This window comes from Dactylosporangium darangshiense, assembly GCF_039537565.1.
In the GTDB taxonomy this organism is placed as follows: domain Bacteria; phylum Actinomycetota; class Actinomycetes; order Mycobacteriales; family Micromonosporaceae; genus Dactylosporangium; species Dactylosporangium darangshiense.
In genome coordinates this window covers 297,191-309,863 of sequence record NZ_BAABAT010000006.1, presented here as the reverse complement: position 1 = coordinate 309,863, position 12,673 = coordinate 297,191, and the positions used below count along the sequence as shown (strand labels likewise).

14 protein-coding genes are annotated in these 12,673 nt (G+C 74.6%); 5 read left to right on the top strand and 9 right to left on the bottom strand.

Annotated elements, in window-relative coordinates; translation table 11 throughout:
• Positions 1-693, top strand: coding sequence for a response regulator transcription factor (locus tag ABD901_RS15515; RefSeq protein WP_345126798.1), 693 nt, complete (start codon positions 1-3; stop codon positions 691-693).
• A 5-nt stretch (positions 694-698) separates the two neighbouring features.
• On the opposite strand, the gene ABD901_RS15510 is transcribed toward ABD901_RS15515, so the two are convergent.
• The 4 genes from ABD901_RS15510 to ABD901_RS15495 all read right to left on the bottom strand — a co-directional run bounded on the left by ABD901_RS15510 (position 699) and on the right by ABD901_RS15495 (position 4,402).
• Positions 699-1,058, bottom strand: coding sequence for a response regulator (locus ABD901_RS15510; RefSeq protein WP_345126791.1), 360 nt, complete (start codon positions 1,056-1,058; stop codon positions 699-701).
• Between the two features lie 200 nt (positions 1,059-1,258).
• A complete protein-coding gene (locus ABD901_RS15505; protein ID WP_345126787.1) occupies positions 1,259-2,728 on the bottom strand; it encodes a DUF1996 domain-containing protein in 1,470 nt (489 codons plus the stop codon).
• Between the two features lie 223 nt (positions 2,729-2,951).
• Positions 2,952-3,710 (bottom strand): ABC transporter permease, encoded by a 759-nt coding sequence (locus ABD901_RS15500; RefSeq protein ID WP_345126783.1) that lies wholly within the window; start codon positions 3,708-3,710, stop codon positions 2,952-2,954.
• A complete protein-coding gene (locus ABD901_RS15495) occupies positions 3,707-4,402 on the bottom strand; it encodes an ABC transporter ATP-binding protein (protein ID WP_345126780.1) in 696 nt (231 codons plus the stop codon). Before ABD901_RS15495 ends, ABD901_RS15500 begins: the two co-directional genes overlap by 4 nt.
• A 99-nt stretch (positions 4,403-4,501) precedes the next feature.
• Between ABD901_RS15495 and ABD901_RS15490 the strand changes: the two genes are divergently transcribed.
• Both ABD901_RS15490 and ABD901_RS15485 read left to right on the top strand, forming a co-directional pair.
• Positions 4,502-5,587 carry a sensor histidine kinase gene (locus tag ABD901_RS15490; RefSeq protein ID WP_345126773.1) on the top strand — a complete coding sequence of 362 codons (1,086 nt, stop codon included), beginning with the start codon at positions 4,502-4,504 and terminating at the stop codon, positions 5,585-5,587.
• A 2-nt stretch (positions 5,588-5,589) separates the two neighbouring features.
• A complete protein-coding gene (locus tag ABD901_RS15485; RefSeq protein WP_345126770.1) occupies positions 5,590-6,246 on the top strand; it encodes a response regulator in 657 nt (218 codons plus the stop codon).
• Here ABD901_RS15485 and ABD901_RS15480 read toward each other — a convergent pair.
• Positions 6,228-6,782, bottom strand: a complete 555-nt coding sequence (locus ABD901_RS15480; RefSeq protein ID WP_345126765.1) for a TetR/AcrR family transcriptional regulator — start codon at positions 6,780-6,782, stop codon at positions 6,228-6,230. The genes ABD901_RS15485 and ABD901_RS15480 overlap by 19 nt on opposite strands.
• A 245-nt stretch (positions 6,783-7,027) precedes the next feature.
• On the opposite strand from ABD901_RS15480, the gene ABD901_RS15475 reads away from it, so the two are divergent.
• Positions 7,028-7,597, top strand: coding sequence for a permease (locus ABD901_RS15475; RefSeq protein ID WP_345126758.1), 570 nt, complete (start codon positions 7,028-7,030; stop codon positions 7,595-7,597).
• 109 nt (positions 7,598-7,706) lie between these two features.
• Positions 7,707-8,606: an alpha/beta hydrolase-fold protein gene (locus tag ABD901_RS15470; RefSeq protein ID WP_345126753.1), complete on the top strand. Its 900-nt coding sequence runs from the start codon at positions 7,707-7,709 to the stop codon at positions 8,604-8,606.
• Positions 8,607-8,610: 4 nt separating this feature from the next.
• Here the strand turns inward: ABD901_RS15470 and ABD901_RS15465 are convergent, their stop codons facing one another.
• The 4 genes from ABD901_RS15465 to ABD901_RS15450 form a co-directional block, all read right to left on the bottom strand.
• A complete protein-coding gene (locus tag ABD901_RS15465; protein ID WP_345126748.1) occupies positions 8,611-9,708 on the bottom strand; it encodes a hypothetical protein in 1,098 nt (365 codons plus the stop codon).
• Complete coding sequence (locus tag ABD901_RS15460; RefSeq protein ID WP_345126985.1) at positions 9,705-10,247, bottom strand: SigE family RNA polymerase sigma factor; 543 nt, start codon at positions 10,245-10,247, stop codon at positions 9,705-9,707. Before ABD901_RS15460 ends, ABD901_RS15465 begins: the two co-directional genes overlap by 4 nt.
• A 71-nt stretch (positions 10,248-10,318) precedes the next feature.
• The gene (locus tag ABD901_RS15455; RefSeq protein WP_345126745.1) at positions 10,319-11,812 is read right to left on the bottom strand and encodes a hypothetical protein; all 1,494 of its coding nucleotides are present in this window, start codon (positions 11,810-11,812) and stop codon (positions 10,319-10,321) included.
• The gene (locus tag ABD901_RS15450) at positions 11,809-12,669 is read right to left on the bottom strand and encodes an ABC transporter ATP-binding protein (RefSeq protein ID WP_345126741.1); all 861 of its coding nucleotides are present in this window, start codon (positions 12,667-12,669) and stop codon (positions 11,809-11,811) included. Before ABD901_RS15450 ends, ABD901_RS15455 begins: the two co-directional genes overlap by 4 nt.
• Positions 12,670-12,673 lie beyond the last annotated feature (4 nt).

The following is a 12,673-nucleotide window of genomic DNA, read 5'->3' as shown; positions in this document are numbered from 1 at the left end:
ATGGCATTCGAGGCGAGCGCGGCACTGCGTCGTTCCGTGGTGATCGCGGACGACGACGTCTTGCTGCGCGAGGGGCTGGCGAGCCTCCTCGACCGGCACGGGTTCAGCGTCACCGGGCTCGCCGACGACGGCAGCCACCTGCTCGAGCTGGTCGAGAAGACCTCGCCCGACATGGCCGTCGTCGACATCCGGATGCCGCCGACGCACACCACCGAGGGCCTGGCCGCGGCCCGGGAGATCCGGGTCCGCTTCCCGCGGGTGGCGATCCTGGTGCTCTCGGCGTTCGTCGAGGTCGAGCACGCGATCGAGCTGCTGGCCAGCGGCGAGCGGATCGGCTACCTGCTCAAGAGCCGGGTGACCGACGTCGAGGAGTTCATCGAGACGCTGCACCGGGTCTACGACGGCGGCACGGTCGTCGACCCGGCCGTGGTGCAGGAGCTCGTCGCCGCGCACCGGCGCAAGGACCCGCTCGACGTGCTCAGCCCGCGCGAGCGCGAGGTCCTCGCGCTCATGGCCGAGGGGCGCTCCAACGCCGGCGTCGCCAAGGCGCTGTGGGTGACGGAGGGGACGATCGAGAAGCACGTGCGCTCGATCCTCACGAAGCTCGACCTGCCGGAGACGGACGAGACGCACCGCCGCGTGCTGGCCGTGCTGACGTTCCTCGAGGCGGCGTCGTCATCCTCGGGGGGCTGAGCCGATCAGCAGGCGTGCGACTTCGTGCCCAGCAGGGAGCTTATGGCGCAGCCGGACAGCTCCTCTTTCGGTAGGTAGCCGATGGCCGGGCTCTCCTCCAGCAGGTCCGCGAGGTCGTCCGGTGCGAGGCTCGAGACCATGATCACCGGGCTGTGCTCGATGCGCGCGGCGAGGTCGAAGCCGCTCTCGGCGCCCAGGCCGACATCCACCAGTACCACATCCGGTTGTTCCTGCTCGACCGCGTGCAACGCCTGTCGGCTGTCCGCCGCGGTCGCCACCACCGCGATTCCCTGGTCGGTGAGCAGCCGGCGGGCGCTGGCCCGGAAGCGTTCCGAATCGTCGACGATGACGCAGCGGATCGTCATACCGCAAACACTGCCACGGCGACGGGTGGTGCTGCCTTGCGGCTAGCCGGAAAGGCGACGCGAACCGTTACCACAAACGCCCACAAAAGGCAGCAATCACCAAAGAAACGGAATAAGGGAAAGGCCACCCGTGGCGGCGGGTGGCCTTTCCTGCGCCGGTCGGGCGGGACCGGCGGTCTTTGGAATTGTTCCAGTAAGCGTCAGAAGGAGCCCTGCGCGTTGCATTTGTAGCCCTGGTCGAGGCAGTCGCGCACGCGCTGGGCGAGCGCGTCGGGCTCCCATGCGTTGAAGAAGTCCGCGTGCATCGAGTAACCATTCCCGGACGCGAGGGTGATGCCGTTCGTGTCCGTGTTCAGCGGGTAAGCGATGACGAAGGAAACCGACGGGATCGGCACCGGGTGGCTCGCCGGGCAGGCGCCCGTGTGGTCGCCGTTGGCCATGTGCGCCTTGTGGTCGGGGCTGTCGAGGTGTACGCCGTCCCAGCAGTCCGGAAACGTGATCTGCCGGACCAGCTCGGCGGTCTTCGCGCAGATCGGGTACTGCCCGTCGGCGGTCCGCCCGACCTCGCCGCCGATGCCCGCGCACCAGAAGTGGTTGCCCTGGTGGTCCGGGGTGTCGTTCTGGTTCTTGGCGTCGCCGGTGATCATGCGCAGGCCGAACGGGAACGGCTGGGTCCTGCTCGGGTCCTTCAGGCGCGAGCCGTAATACACGGTCAACTCCTTCGGGTCCACGACCTTGCCGTTCTGGTACAGCGTCGGGATCCAGTACGCCGAGTGGTCCTGCGCCGGCGTGCAGGTGGTGCCGGCGGCGAAGAGCGACTCGGCGGTCGAGTTCGCGTCCGTGGAGCGGTTGCCCAGGAACGTGTGGTTGTGCGAGGCGCCGGCCAGGCCCGGGAAGACGATCGGGTCGTCGCTCGCGTGGTGGCTCACCGTGCAGGTGGCGTGGAACTCGGGCACCTTGACCGGGTTGTTCGTGATCGGCGCCGGCCTGCGCGCGAAGAACGCGTCGGTGTCGGCCCTCTGCTTGGCCGGGTCGACGCTCGGCCACCCTGCGTTGACCGTCGCGCTTGCGCTTGCGCTTGCGCTCGCGCTCGGCTTCGGCGACGCGGGGGTTGGCGAACCCGGCACGGTCGCGGTGGGCGTGCGCTGGAACCGCAGCCAGTTCACGTTGATGAAGTCGCCGCCCTGCGGGCTCTTGAGCAGGAGGAAGATCGTCTGTTTGCCGGTCAGCGTGGTGCCGCTGAGCACCGTCTTGGTGGTCCAGGTCTGCCAGCTGCCGGTGTATCCGACGGCGTAGCTGGCCAGCAGCTCGCCGTCCTGCGCGCCGGCCCGCAGCTCGATCGTGCCGCCCGCGCGGCTGGCCGCGGCGACGCGGACACCGGCGCTCAGGGAGCCGGCGCCGCCGAGGTCGATGTTGTCGTACCGCATCCAGTCGCCATTGGCGAGCCAGCCCACGTTCTTGCCGCCGCCGGTGTCGGCCGTGTTCTCGGTGCGGGCGCCGGACTGTGCGCTCCACGCCTCGGCCTGCACCACGCCCGCGGTGTCCGCCTGCTCGGCGCCGGCGGTCGTGCTCACGATGACGGTGGTGGCCATCGCGCCCGCGACCGGGACGGCGAGCAGGGCCAGCAGCGTGCGGCGGCGCATCGGCGCGCGGTACGGCGTGGTCGGCATGCGCGTGACCGTACGCAGGCGGAGAGCGCTCTCTCAAGGGCTCCTGCTAGATCTAAGTCGAACGTAAAACTGCTCTAAGCGCCACCAGGACAACCGCCACGGCCGCGCACCATGGCCGCCGGTCACGCACGACGTAGCCGGCGGCCAGGCCCAGCGGCACGCCGGCGAGGGCGCACCGGGCCGGGATCGATGCGATCCCGGCCCGGATCCTGCCGCATGCGCGCTAGGCGTCGCGGCGGCGCAGCGTGAGCAGGCCGGCGGCGAGCGCGGCGGCCGCCCACAGCGCGAGGATGCCCAGCCCGCCCCACGGACCGTAGGCGCGGTCGTAGTCGGGCGAGTCCGGGTTGCCGAAGAAGTGCAGGATCGTCACGCCCGCCTGGTCCGGCAGGAACTGGGCGACCCGCCGCACGCCCGGGATGTTGCCGACGCCCTGCGAGCCGAGGAAGAACACCGGCAGCAGTACCCCGAGCGCCAGCGCCGTGCTGCGCAGCGCCTGCGCCACGCCGGCCGCGAACAGGGCGATCAGCACCAGATACAGCCACGCGCCGGCGATGGTCCCGGCCACGCCGTCGGCGCTGGGCGACGTGCGCAGCCGGGCGCCGAGCCCGGCCTGCGCGGCGGCGAACGACACCGCGACGCTCAGCGCCGCGGCGCCGGCGAGGCAGAGCGCCACGGCGCCCATCTTGGCCAGGTAGAACGCGGTCCGGCGGGGCACCGCGGCCAGCGACGGGCGAATGGTGCCCGAGCCGTACTCGCCGGACACCGCGATCACCGCGAAGACCACGAGGGCGAGCTGCGCGAAGGAGAGGCTGTAGAAGCTCGCGAACATCGCGTCGTAGCGCAGCGTCGCCGGGTTCGCGTGCGCGAAGGAGATGCCGATGAGGTACGCCATGCCGCCCGCGACCACGACGGTCAGCCCGAGCGGCCACCGCGTCGAGCGCAGCGTGCGCAGCTTGATCCACTCGGCGGCGAAGGCGCTCATCGGGCCACCGCCTTGAGGAACGCGTCCTCCAGGCTCGCCGCGCCGGCGACGAACTCGGCAACGGTGGCGTCGGCGACCAGCCGCCCGCGGCTGATCACCACGAGCCGGTCGGCGACCAGCGCGGTCTCGGCCATCAGGTGGCTGGACACCAGCACCGTGCGCCCCTGCGCCGCGTAGCCGCGCAGGAGGGCCCGCAGCCAGTGCACGCCCTCGGGGTCGAGGCCGTTGACCGGCTCGTCGAGCAGCAGCACCGGCGGGTCGCCCAGCAGTGCCGCGGCGATGCCCAGCCGCTGCGCCATGCCGAGCGAGAAGCCGCTGGCCCGCCGGCGCGCGGCGTCCTGCAGCCCGACGAGCGCGAGCACCTCGCCGACCCGAGCGGCCGGGATGTCGTTGCTGCGGGCCAGGTAGCGCAGGTGGTCGGCGGCGCGCCGGCCCGGGTGCGCGCTGCGCCCCTCCAGCAGTGCGCCGATCTCGCGCAGGGGCCGGCGCAGCGACGCGTACGGCCGCCCGCCGACCAGGGCGCGCCCCGCGGTGGGCCGGTCCAGGCCGAGAATCATGCGCATGGTCGTGGACTTCCCGGCACCGTTGGGCCCGAGAAAGCCCGTCACGTGCCCGGGCCGCACGGCGAACGACAGCCCGTCGACCGCGACGGTGCGCCCGTAGCGCTTGGTGAGCTCTTCGACGACGATCACGACCGGACGCTAGGCGCGCGCCCGGGCGCGGCGCAGTCGGCGAAAGTCGCGCCGATTCGGCGACGATCGTCGCGAGCGGCGGGCGTTTATCCTGCTGACATGCGCCGATACTTCGCCGCCGCGGGCATCGTGGGCATCGACTGCATGCTGCTGACCTTCGCGCTTCCGGGCCCGCCGCGCGCCTGGCTCCTGCCACTCTGGGCGTTGCTCGTGGCCGGGATCGTCTGGCTGCGCTACCGCAACCCGGTCGCGGCGTTCGTCTGCGCGCTCGGGCCGGCCGTGTACGTCGGTGGGGTCCTCGCCCTGCTGCCGTGGACGGCGTACCAGGCCGGGCGGGCTCTGCGGGGTACCGCATCCGGAATCGCCATGGTCGCGGCGGGCGCGCTCGCCCTCGCGGCCGAGATCGCGCGGCGCCCGGGCGCGGCGGCGCCGCTCGCGGTCGCAGCGGTGGCGTTCGGCCTGCTGCCGGTCCTTGCCGGGCGCTACGTCGCGCAGCAGGAGCGGCTCGCGGCCAACCTCGCCGCGCAGGAGCGGCTGCGCATCGCCCGGGACATGCACGACGCGCTCGGGCACCGGCTCAGCCTCGTGTCGGTGCAGGCGGCGGCGCTGGAGGTGGCCGAACTGCCGGCCGAGCAGCGCGCGGCCGTGCGGCGCCTGGCCGAGGCGGCCCGCGGCGCGGTGGGCGAGCTGCACGAGGTGGTCACCGGCCTGCGCGGGCCGCGACCGGGGCTGGCGGCGGTCGGCGACCTCGTGGCGGGCGCGCGGGCGGCCGGCGTCGACGTGCGGCTCGAGACCCGCGGCGCGGCGCGCGAGCTGCCCGACGACGCCGGGCCGGCCGCCTACCGGCTGGTGCAGGAGGGCCTGACCAACGGCGTGAAGCACGCGCCCGGCGCGCCGCTGAGCGTGCGGGCCGAGTGGGAGGACGACGCGCTGGTGCTGTCTGTGGTCAACCCGGTGCCGCCCGGCACGGCGGAGCCCGCGCCCGGGCGCGGCCTGCTAGGGCTGGCCGAGCGGGCCGAGGCGGCCGGCGGGCTCGTCGGGCACGGCGTCGGGGCCGGAGAGTTCCGGCTGTGGGCCGTGCTGCCGCTCGTGCCCGCGGGGCGGCGCCCGGCACTGCTGGGGATGGCCGTGGCCGGGCTGATGTTCGGCTTCGTGCCGCTCAGCCTGATGGTCGGAGTGGCCTGACCGTGGGGCCGATCCGCGTCCTCGTCGCCGACGACGAGCCGCTGATGGCCGCGGGTGTGCGGGCGGTCCTCGAATCGGCCGCGGACCTCGAGGTCGTCGCCGTGGTCGCCGACGGCGCCGCGGCGGTCGAGGCGGCCGGCCGGCTCGACCCGGACGTCGCGCTGCTGGACGTGCGGATGCCGGTGCTCGGCGGCCTGGACGCGATGGCCGGCGTGCGCGCCGCGCGCCCGGGCGTGGCGATCGTGGTGCTCACGTCGTTCGGCGATGAGCCGAACGTCCTGCGCGCGCTGCGCGAGGGCGCGGCCGGGTTCGTGCTGAAGTCCTGCGCGCCGGAGGAGCTGCTGCGGGCGGTGCGGGCCGCGCACGCCGGCGACGCGTACCTGTCGCCGCCGGTCACCCGCCACCTGCTCGGCCTGGTCGGCGCCGACGGCGTGGCCGCAGCCGAGCGCCGCCGGGCCGCGTCCGGGCGGCTCGCCGCGCTGAGCCCGCGCGAGGCCGACGTGCTGCGGCTGGTCGCCGAGGGCCTGTCCAACGCCGACATCGGCGCGCGGTTGCGGATGAGCGAGCCGAGCATCAAGACGTACGTCAGCCGCCTGCTCACCAAGCTCGACTGCGCCAACCGCGTGCAGGCGGCCCTGCTCTACCGCGACTCGCGCTGATTGAGCAGCCCTTCGCGGGCGGCCAGCGCGATCATCGCGGCGGTGCGGTCGGCGATCGCCGGGTCGAGCGCCTCGCCGGTGATGTAGGCGCGGGCGTAGTACGGCGCGCCGACCAGCCGGATCACCTCGGCCGCGTCGGTGCCGGGCGGCGCCTCGCCGCGCTCGACCGCCCGCTGCACGATCGCCGTGCCGATCTCGATCCGCGCCGCGAAGAACTCGGTCAGCGCCGCCCGGGTGGCCGGGTCGTGTATCGCCTCGCGCACGACGATGTCGAAGACGGTGCGCAGCCGGGGCATGGTGAGCAGCGCGATGCTGGCCCGCCCCAGCTCACGCAGGTCCCCCTCGAGCGAGCCGGTGTCCGGCGGCGGGATCAGGGTGCCCGCCGTCTCCGCGAAGACGTCGACAACGAGCTGCGTCAAAGACCCCCAGCGTCGGTACACCGTGGTCTTCGCCACTCCCGCCCGCTGCGCGATGCGCTCGATGGTGGTGCCCGCGTACCCGACTTCCAGCAGCTCGGCCTGCAGGGCCTCGGTCACCGCGGCCCGGGTGCGCGCGGTCCGCCCACCGGGCCGAACGGTCCCAACCGGTTCGTCTCCCAATGAAACTCCAGTTGCGTTAAGCGTCCATCCTCTGCCATGCTCAGGCTAACGCAACTGAAGTTCACTTAGTAGTTGGGACCTCGCATCATGGCGTTCTTCGTGGGCGCGCTCCTGTTCGCCGCATTGATCGGCGCACTCGACGCGAAACTGCCGTGGCCGACCGGCCGCAAGGGAGACAACCGATGATCACCGGCCACTTCGGCCTCGCCGCCGCCGTCAAGTCCGTCGGGCGACCAGTCCCGCTGTGGTCGCTCATGCTCGCCACCATCTGGCTCGACGTCGTCTTCGCCCCGCTGTACCTGGCGGGCGTCGAGCACATCGACCCCGTCCCCGGCACCGACGGCGGCTACGGCGACGGCATCATCTACGCCGACTACACGCACTCACTGCTCGGCGCCCTGGTCATCGCCGCCGCCACGGGCCTGCTGTGCGCCCGCTGGTGGGGCCGCCGCGGCGGCGTCGTCATCGGCGCTGTGGTCTTCTCGCACTGGCTGCTCGACCTGCTCGTGCACCGCACCGACCTGCCCTTGCTGCCCGGCAACGCGGGCGACCTGCCGCGGCTGGGCCTGGGCCTGTGGCAGTACCACGCGCTGACCGCCACGATCGAGGCCCTGCTGGTGGTCGCCGGCGCGGCCCTCTACTGGCGCGCGGCACGCCAAACCGGCGGCCCGAAGCCCCGCATCAACCTGATCACGGCCCTGATCCTGGCCTGCGGCGCCGCCACCCTGGCGCTGGACCTGGCCGGCATCTAGCCGCCGGCCGTCAGGCCACGTTGAGCTGGATGTCGCCGATACGCGCCACGATTTCGAGATGGCCGTCGCTGGGGGAGGGGCATGGACGGCGGGCGCTACGGTGTCGCGTATGGGGGTGAGCCGGCGCGTCGCGCTGCTGGGGCTGGGCGGCGTCGTCGTGCTCGGTGCGGCCGGCGGCGGCTTCGAGCTCGTCGACCACGCCGTGCTGCCCGGCAAGGGGCGGCTGGACGAGGCGCTGGGCCGCTGCGACGCCGAGGCGCCCGCGCACCCGGCCGTGCCGCGCGCCGCGCCGCCACCCGTGCTCACGGGGACGTTCCGCTCGGCGCGGCGCAACCGCGACGTGGCCTATGCGCTGGTCTATCCGCCCGGGCACGCGCGCGGCGAGCGGCTGCCGGTGTGCCTGGCCCTGCACGGGTTCGGGTCCAATGCCGCGCAGGCGGTGAGCACCGGTGGCTACGCGGCGCTGCTCGCCGGGGCCGTCGGCGCGGGGGCGGCGCCGTTCGCGATCGCGGCCGCCGACGGCGGGGACGGGTACTGGCACCCGCACGCCGCCGACGACCCGCTCGGCATGCTCGTCGAGGACTTCCTGCCGTTCCTGGCCGGCGAGGGGCTCGACGCCGGCCGGGCGGCGGTGGCCGGCTGGTCGATGGGCGGCTACGGTGCGCTGCTGTGCGGGCTGACGTACCGCGACCGCTTCCGCCTCGTCGTGGCCTCCTCGCCGGCGATCTTCCGCGACTACGCCGACGCCGAGCGGGTCAACGCCGGCGCGTTCGACTCGGCCGCCGAGTGGGCCCGCTACGACGTGACCGGGCGGGCGGCCGAGTTCGCCGGGCTGCGGTTCCGCGTCGACATCGGGGCCGCGGACCCGTTCGCGCCGGCCGTGCGGCGGCTGCGGGACCGGCTGCCCGACCCCTCCGTGGTCACGCTGTCGACCGGGTGCCACGACGGCCGCTACTGGGACGCCGTGGCACCGGGCCAGGTCGCCGCGATCGCGGCCGCCCTGGGCTGACGGGTCAGGCCAGCGGGTCGGCGGTCGCCGGGCCGGGGCGGATGCCGACGAGGGTGCGCAGCAGGCTGTCGCGGCTCAGGCCGGCGTCGCCGCGCTCGATCGTGTACTGGTGGCCGTCGATGGCGATCTGCGAGCCGTCGCGGCCCTCCTCGACCGGATGGCCGGCGTAGGTCTTGTTCGGCTTCACCTCGTCCGTCGTCGTGTCGGTCACGAAGAAGACGCCGCCGCTGGGCACCTCGAAGCCCAGCGAGGTCGTCGTCGACAGGCCCGGCAGCTCCACCATGCAGGACCGGACCCGCGTGCCGGGCGGCGCCCACGTGAGCTGGTACTGCGCGGCGCAGCGCAGCACCCGGTCGTACCGGATGGAGGCGGCCACCTCCAGCATCGCGGCGCGCGCCTCGGCCGCCCCGATGACCGGCATCGGGTCGGGCTGCATCCGGTGGAACTTCACCTCGGCCAGCGCCCAGACGCCGTCGAGCGGCTGCCACCGCAGCGTCGCCCAGTCGTTCGTCCACCGCAGCGTCGCCGGGCGCCCGCCGGCGCTGAGCTGCTCGACGGCGGCCTTGCCGGGCCAGTTCGCCTGTCGCTCGGCGATCGCCGCGTCCAGGGCCGGCCCGGTCGTGTACGCCATGACGCGGAACAGGTCGTAGCCGAACCGCGAGGTCGGGTACCGGCCCACCTCGAGGGCCTCGAAGCCGTCCGCGGAGTCCCACCGGATCGTGAACGGGGTCGCGTCGGTCGTGTCGAGGTGGAGCTGGCGGCCCTGGCCCAGGGTGCCGCCCGCGGTCAGCGGGGCCAGGCCGGGCACGGCCGGCGGGCGGGGGCGCTCCGACGGCGTCGGCGACGGCCGGGCCGTGCTCGCCCGCGCGCTCGGCGCGGCGCTCGTCGCGGGCGGGGGCGTGCCGCCGCCGGTCGGGACCAGCAGGGTCGCGGCGAGCACTGCGGCGACCGCGCCGACCGAGCCGCCGATCGCGGCCAGGCGCCGGTTGCGCCGGTGCCGGACGCCGCGGCGCCGGGCGCCGTCGAGGAGAGGCTCGACGCGCACGTCGCCGTCGGCGCGGTCGCGCAGCGCTGTCATGAAGACGGGTTCGAGGTCGCTCATCGGGCCACGTCCTTCCGAAGCAGGTCCCTACGAAGCAGGTCCCTACGAGTCAGATCCGGCTGGGCGGCGAGGCGCCGGCGCAAGGTTGCGAGGGCGCGCATCGCCTGGGAGCGCACGGTCACCCGCGAGCAGCGCAGGATCTCGGCAATCGTCGCGTCGTCGAGGTCCTCGTAGTAGCGCAGGACGACGGTCGCGCGCTGTTTCGGCGGCAGCTCGGCGATGAGCTGCCAGGCCGCGTCGCGCTCGGCCGCCTCCGCGCCGATGTCGCCGTTGCCGGCGCGGTCGAGGTGCTCGGCGCGAGTGTCGACGGCGACCTCGGTGGACGAGCGGCGTCGTCGCCACGAGATGTGGCGGTTGACCAGCATGCGCCGCACGTACACGTCGATGTCGTCGGCGCGGCTGACCCGGTCCCAGCGCGCGTAGGCCCGGCCGAGGACCTCCTGCACGAGGTCCTCGGCCAGGTGCCGGTCGCGCACCAGCAGCCGGGCCAGCCGCACCAGCCGGTCGCCGCGCAACCGGACGTACTCGTCGAAGCTGATCACTCGTCACCGCCTCCCACCCGGCACGACGCTTCGACCATCGCCGCCTGTTGCACGGGTGCCGCGGCCGTTCAGCGGCGGGCGTGCCGCCAGGCCGTCCGGGCGAGCGCGGCGGCCACCCCGGCCGCCGCGGCCGCGGCCCACAGCAGCGGGCTCGGCCCGGCCGGGCGGCCATCCGCACGCAGCGCGCCCATGAAGTCCAGCGTCCGGGTGTCGGTGATCAGCAGGTACCACAGCACGGTGTACACCGCCTGGAACACCCGCGGCGCCCCGCTCAGCGTGCCGAGCGCCAGGGCGAGCGCGGGCACGAACAGCGCGCCCGCCGTCCAGGCGGCGAGCCCGGGGACGTCCCCGGCGAACGCCATGCGGGCCGCCGCGCCCGCGCCGGTTGCCGCGGCCAGCAGCACGCCCGCGCCCCACTCGGCGAGCACCCGGCGGCGCGGCGCCGGATACGCGGCGAGGATCGCGGCCGCGCCCGACGCCGCCGGCTGGGTGCCCAGCCGCGACCACAGCAGCACGGGCCAGACCCACACGATCGCCAGCAGCGGGCCGGGCGGGACGGCGAGGCTCGCCAGGGCCAGCGCGCCCGCGCCCAGCCACCACCACAGCGGCGCGCCCTGCACCAGGATGCGCAGCTCGCCGGCGAGCAGCCGCGACCACGTGCCGCCGCGCCTGGGCGCCGTGCGCGGCAGGCCCCGGTAGACGGCCCGCGGCTCGGGGCCGGCGCCCGCCCGGGCGGCGCGCGCCGGGCGGTCGAAGCGGTGGAACCACAGCGCCGGCAGCAGCGCGATCGCGACCGCGACGGCGGTGAGCGCCAGGCGCCCGGCGAGGAAGCCGGCGTCGAGGCGCAGGCCGGGGTGCTCGAAGGTGCGCAGGGGATCGTCGACGTACATCAGCCCCAGCCCCACGTCCCGCGACGCGCCCGAAGGCAGGTCGACCGGCTGCAGCCCGATCCCGCCGAGCGGCGCGTGCGTGGACTGCCCGCCGATCGCGACGACCATCCACACGAAGAACCACAGCACGTTGCCCAGGCCGCCGCGCAGCAGCGGCGTGGCCTCGAAGAACACGGCGAGGGCCCCGGTGAGCACCAGCATCGGCAGCGCGACGAGCACGAACGGCAGCGCCAGCGCGACCGGGTCGACGGCGCGCGACTCGCCCCGCAGCAGCTGCAGCGCGAGCGCGGTCGCGGCGAGGACGACGGTCATCGAGCCCAGCACCATCGCGTTGCTCAGCAGCTTGCCGGCGAGGTACACCGGCGTGCGCAGGGGCGAGGCGGCCAGCAGCTGCCCGACCCCGGTGCGCTCGTCGCGTGCGACGGCGTCGCGCACGAGGTAGAAGCCGACCAGGGTCAGCCACAGGGCGCTCGTCAGGGCGGTGACCAGGCCGACGTAGCCGCTGGTGTACCGGCCGCGGAAGCCGCCGATGACCAGGACCGACCAGTGCGACCCGACCGGGGGCACCGCCAGCAGCCCCAGCCCGATCGCCGAGATCAGCATCAGCAGGTACGCCGGGCGCCGCACCCTCTCCCGGAAGTCCGCCAGGGCGAGTCCCCAGAGCGCCCTCACCGGTGCACCGCCCCGACGTAGGCGTCCTCCAGGTCGGGCGCGACCGGCACCGCGTCGGCGAGCGGCCGGCTCGTCGCCAGCACCCGCAGCCGCACGCCGGCGGGGGTGCGCACGGACCGGGTGGTGAGCAGCCGCTGCTGCAACGCGGCCGCGGCCTCGGGCGGCACGGTCGCCTCCCAGACGTGCCCGGCGACCCCGCGCAGCAGCTCCTCGGGCGGCCCGTCGAGGCGCACCCGCCCGCCCTTGACCACCGCGATGCGCGAGGCGACCGACTCCACGTCGCCGACGATGTGCGTGGACAGCAGCACCAGCCGGTCGGCGGCGAGGTCGCTGAGCAGGTTGCGGAACCGGACCCGCTCCTCGGGGTCCAGCCCGGCGGTCGGCTCGTCGACGATGACGACCCGCGGGTCGGCCAGCAGCGTCTGCGCGATGCCGACCCGGCGCAGCATGCCGCCGGAGTAGCCGCCGAGCGGCCGGCGCGCGGCGTGCGCGAGGTTCACCAGCTCCAGCAGCTCGTCGATGCGCGACCGCGCGGAGCGGGCCGACAGCCCCTTGACCGCCGCCAGGTACGCCAGGAACTCCACCGCCGTCAGGTTCGGGTACACCCCGAAGTCCTGCGGCAGGTAGCCCAGCGCGCGGCGCAGCCCGTCCGGCCGGGCCACCGCGTCCGCGCCGTCGAAGCGCACGCTGCCGCTCGTCGGGCGGGTCACGGTGGCGGCGATGCGCAGCAGCGAGGACTTCCCGGCCCCGTTGGGCCCGAGCAGGCCGACCAGCCCCGGCCCCAGCCGCAGCGTCAGCCCGTCGACGGCCCGCTTCTGTCCCTTGTAGACCTTCGTGATGTCGAGCAGTTCGAGCATGCCC